The sequence below is a fragment of the Paraconexibacter sp. genome, assembly GCF_041602235.1.
Lineage (GTDB): Bacteria > Actinomycetota > Thermoleophilia > Solirubrobacterales > Solirubrobacteraceae > Paraconexibacter.
The window spans coordinates 1-3414 of record NZ_JBFIGP010000355.1 but is presented as its reverse complement, the minus strand read 5'-3'; the positions used below and the strand labels follow the sequence as shown (position 1 = coordinate 3414).

Genomic DNA, 3414 nt, shown 5'->3' with positions numbered 1-3414 from the left:
TCCAGCGAGGTCATCTGCGACAGCTGCTGGACGAACTCCTTGCTGTCGGCGGCGTTGCTGGGGTCCTGCTGGCGCAACGACTCGATCATCATCTTCATGAACGCGTCCTTGCCCAGCTGCAGCGACGAGGCCGCGTTGGACTGATTGGTGGCGGTCACGGGAGTGCTGGTGGTGACGGCGTTGACGGGCATGGCTGCCTCCTAGGCGTGGACGTCGACGAGCGCGCCCGCAGGCGCGCCGGTCGCGTCGAGGTCGTCGTCGGTGGTGGTCGTCGGATCGGCGGCGATCGGGGAGACCTCGCGACGGCTGCCGGACCCGGTGTCCCCGGGACGGCGCTGCCAGCCGTGCTGCGACCGGCCGTCGGCCGCGATCCCGATGTCGAGGCTCGCGATGGTGATGCCGCGCTCCTCCAGGCTGCGGCGCAGCTCGGCGCCGGCCTGCGTGACCGCGTGCACCGCCTCGGCGTTCTGCGCGGTGATCGTCGCCACGAGGCCGGCGTCGGAGGTGCGAAGCCGCACCTCGATGCCGCCGAGCTCCTGCGGGTGCAGTTGCAGCTTGGCGCGGGCGACCCCGCGCGCCGTGGCGACGTGGACGAGGTCCTGCAGCCGCTCGACGGTGTGCGCCAGGCCGCGCGAGACCCAGGCGCCAGGGGGCACGGGGGTGATCGACGCCGGGGCCGTGGGCGTCGCCGGGACCGCGGCGGATGCGGCCGGTGCCGTGGGCGTCGGCAGGGCGGCGGGACCGTCGCCTCGCCGCTGCGTACCGGCGCCCCCGGCAGCTTCGTGCGAGTCGGTGCCCACGGGGGTGTCCGGTGCTATCGCCGGGCCTGCGCCCGACTCCGCCTCGTCGGTGCCGGGATCGGCGAGGGCGCCCGGGCCATCGGGGGCACCCTGACGCGCCACGCCGGGGACGATGACCGGCGTGTCACCTGGCGTGGCGGACGTCGCCGTCCCCGGGGTGAGGCCGTCGTCGCCCGTGGAGCCGGTCGCGACTCCGGGGCCGGCGCTGGGCTCCGCGGACGCTGCGGCGGTGGCCGCCGGGGCCACTGTCGGGGCGACGCCGGGCGTCACGGCGGGAAGATCGTCGGCGTCCGGTGCCGGAGTACCCGGTGCACCGGGCGCTCCGATCGTGACGCCTCCCGCGACGGCCCCCGACGCCGCGGCGGATGGGATCGCCGTCCCTCCGACGGCGTCCACGGCTGCGGGATCGGGGGCTGTAGCGGGCTCCGGCGCCGTCGCGCCGGGGACGGTGGGAAGGCCGGGGTCGCCGTCGGTCGAGGGCGAGGCACCGGCAGCGGTGGAGCGGGGACCCGCGGGCACGCGGCCTGCGTCGTCGCTCTCGCCGCGTCGTCGCGACTGGGGCTTCGCGGTGTGGCCTTCCGCAGGTGCGGTCCGGGCCGTGGTCTTCTCGAGCAGCGCGGGGAACGCCAGCGGGTCAGCCGGCGGTCCCTCGCGTCGGGGACGTGCCGGCGTGACGCTGTTCGCGTCCGCGACGGGTGTCGGTCGCATGCGGTCCTAGACGGTCGAGTACGGCAGAGAGGTGAGCGAAGCGGAGGGCGGTGGGACCGTGGGGGCCAGCGGAGTCCGAGCAGCGGCCCGATCGGCGTTCGCGTAGCCGAGCACGCGCTCGACGTACGCCTGGGTCTCGGCGTACGGCGGGACGCCGCCGTGCCGGGCGACCGCGCCCGGACCAGCGTTGTAGGCGGCGAGCGCCAGACGCTCGTCACCGCCGAAGCGGTCGAGCTGCTGCCGCAGGTACCGGGCGCCGCCGTCGAGGGCCTGCACCGGGTCGGTGGGATCGACGCCGAGCGATGCCGCGGTGCCGGGCATGAGCTGGGTGAGCCCGACCGCGCCTGCGCTGCTGCGGGCCGCGGGATCGAACCCGGACTCCTGACGCACGAGTGCGCGCAGAAGTGCGGGCTCGATCCCGTTCTTGGCCGCTGCCGCTTCGATCTCGGCTCCGAAGGGGGTGCTCGACGTCGCGGTCGTCGCGGTCGTCGAGGACGGCGCCTGAGCGCCGGCGAGCATGCTCGCGAAGGTCGATGTCGCGGCGTCAGGAGCGGCCGGCGACGCCGGGGAAGCGACCGGCGTCAGCAGCGTCGAAGCGAGCTGCTGCAGCTCGGCGACACGGTCGAAGGCGGGGATGCTCACGCTGCCGCCCGTCCGCGGATGTGCGCCTGCAGGGCGATCTCGTCGAGCTGCGCGCCCTGGTGGCGGTTCCACGCCAGCGCGTGCGTCGCGGCCTGGCGGTCGCGCAGCCGGTCGAGGACCTCGCGCTTGCGGCTGGCACCGGTGAGTACCTGCCTGCGGGCGTCCACCTCGGCCTCGGCACGATCGACTTCCAGCGCGGCGACGATGCGCGTGCGCTCCAGCCGCTCGAGGTAGGCCTGGCGGCGCACGAGCGCCGACGGGTCGATCACCGCGGTCTGCCCGGCGTCACCGTCGAAGAGTCCCTCGCGGTGGCTGTCCTGCGCCGTGCGGATCTGCTCGCTGACCGACTGGAGCGTCGCCTCCCCGCGCAGGCGGTGGGCGATGCTCGCGGCGAGGGCTTCCTTGGCGCGGTCCTCGGCGTGGGCGCGCACCTTGCGCACCCGCTCGAGCCCGAAGTCGAACTGCTCCTTCACAGCCGGGGTGGTCGGCCGTGCCTGTCGCGGGGTGAGGGAGCCTGGACGAACCTCCGAGTGGGCGGGTCCGAGCACCGTGCCCGAGGGGCATCACCAGAGGCAGCCGCACGACCCTGCTGGGCCTCCAGCGGGCCCGTTCGCGATCGTGGCTGTCACGCTCCCAGCGCGCTTGACACGCCGTCGCACCGCTTCCTAGTATCGCTCGAGCGCCCGCCGTGCAGGGGAGGCGCCGGCGGACGGCGTCGTGCGCCATCCGGAGACCTCAGGGGGGACCGTCGTGCACCGAGGGATCGCAGCACCAGGCCGGGGCGCAAAGATCCGCTGCCGGCGGCTGACCGCCGTCGTGACCAGCTGCCTGCTGATCGCGATCGCCGCGACCCCGGCCCACGCGGGCACCTTCACGCCCACGGGCTCGCTCGTTACCGGCCGCATCGACCACACCGCCACCCTTCTTCCCGACGGCAAGGTCCTCATCGTCGGCGGCTTCCGTCCGAACTCCTACGAGGCGGCCGCCGAGCTGTACGACCCGAGTACTGGGACCTTCGCCCCGACCGGCAGCCTCAACACCGCTCGGGGCAACCACACCGCGACCCTGCTGCCCTCTGGCAAAGTCCTCATCACCGGGGGTCACGGCGTGACGGCCGCCGGGAACTCCTTCGACACGATTGCCAGTGCAGAGCTGTACGACCCCGCCACGGGGGCGTTCACCGTCGTCGGCCCCCTCGGCCAGGCCCGGCGTGACCACACCGCGACCCTCCTCCCCTCCGGCAAGGTGCTCGTCACGGGCGGTC

5 protein-coding genes are annotated in these 3414 nt (G+C 74.6%); 1 reads left to right on the top strand and 4 read right to left on the bottom strand.

The features are described from left to right. The 4 genes from ABYE80_RS18760 to fliJ form a co-directional block, all read right to left on the bottom strand. Positions 1–191, bottom strand: a 191-nt coding sequence (locus ABYE80_RS18760) for a flagellar hook capping FlgD N-terminal domain-containing protein (protein WP_372791841.1), incomplete at its 3' end; no start/stop codon positions are given. A gap of 9 nt (positions 192–200) precedes the next feature. Then, positions 201–1508 (bottom strand): flagellar hook-length control protein FliK, encoded by a 1308-nt coding sequence (locus ABYE80_RS18755; protein WP_372791840.1) that lies wholly within the window; start codon positions 1506–1508, stop codon positions 201–203. A gap of 6 nt (positions 1509–1514) precedes the next feature. Continuing rightward, complete coding sequence (locus ABYE80_RS18750; protein ID WP_372791839.1) at positions 1515–2150, bottom strand: lytic transglycosylase domain-containing protein; 636 nt, start codon at positions 2148–2150, stop codon at positions 1515–1517. Then, on the bottom strand, positions 2147–2623 hold the full coding sequence (gene fliJ / locus ABYE80_RS18745) for a flagellar export protein FliJ (protein WP_372791838.1): 477 nt from the start codon (positions 2621–2623) through the stop codon (positions 2147–2149). Before fliJ ends, ABYE80_RS18750 begins: the two co-directional genes overlap by 4 nt. 277 nt (positions 2624–2900) lie before the next feature. Between fliJ and ABYE80_RS18740 the strand changes: the two genes are divergently transcribed. Further along, positions 2901–3414: Kelch repeat-containing protein (locus ABYE80_RS18740; protein WP_372791837.1), on the top strand; the 514-nt coding region annotated here is incomplete at its 3' end.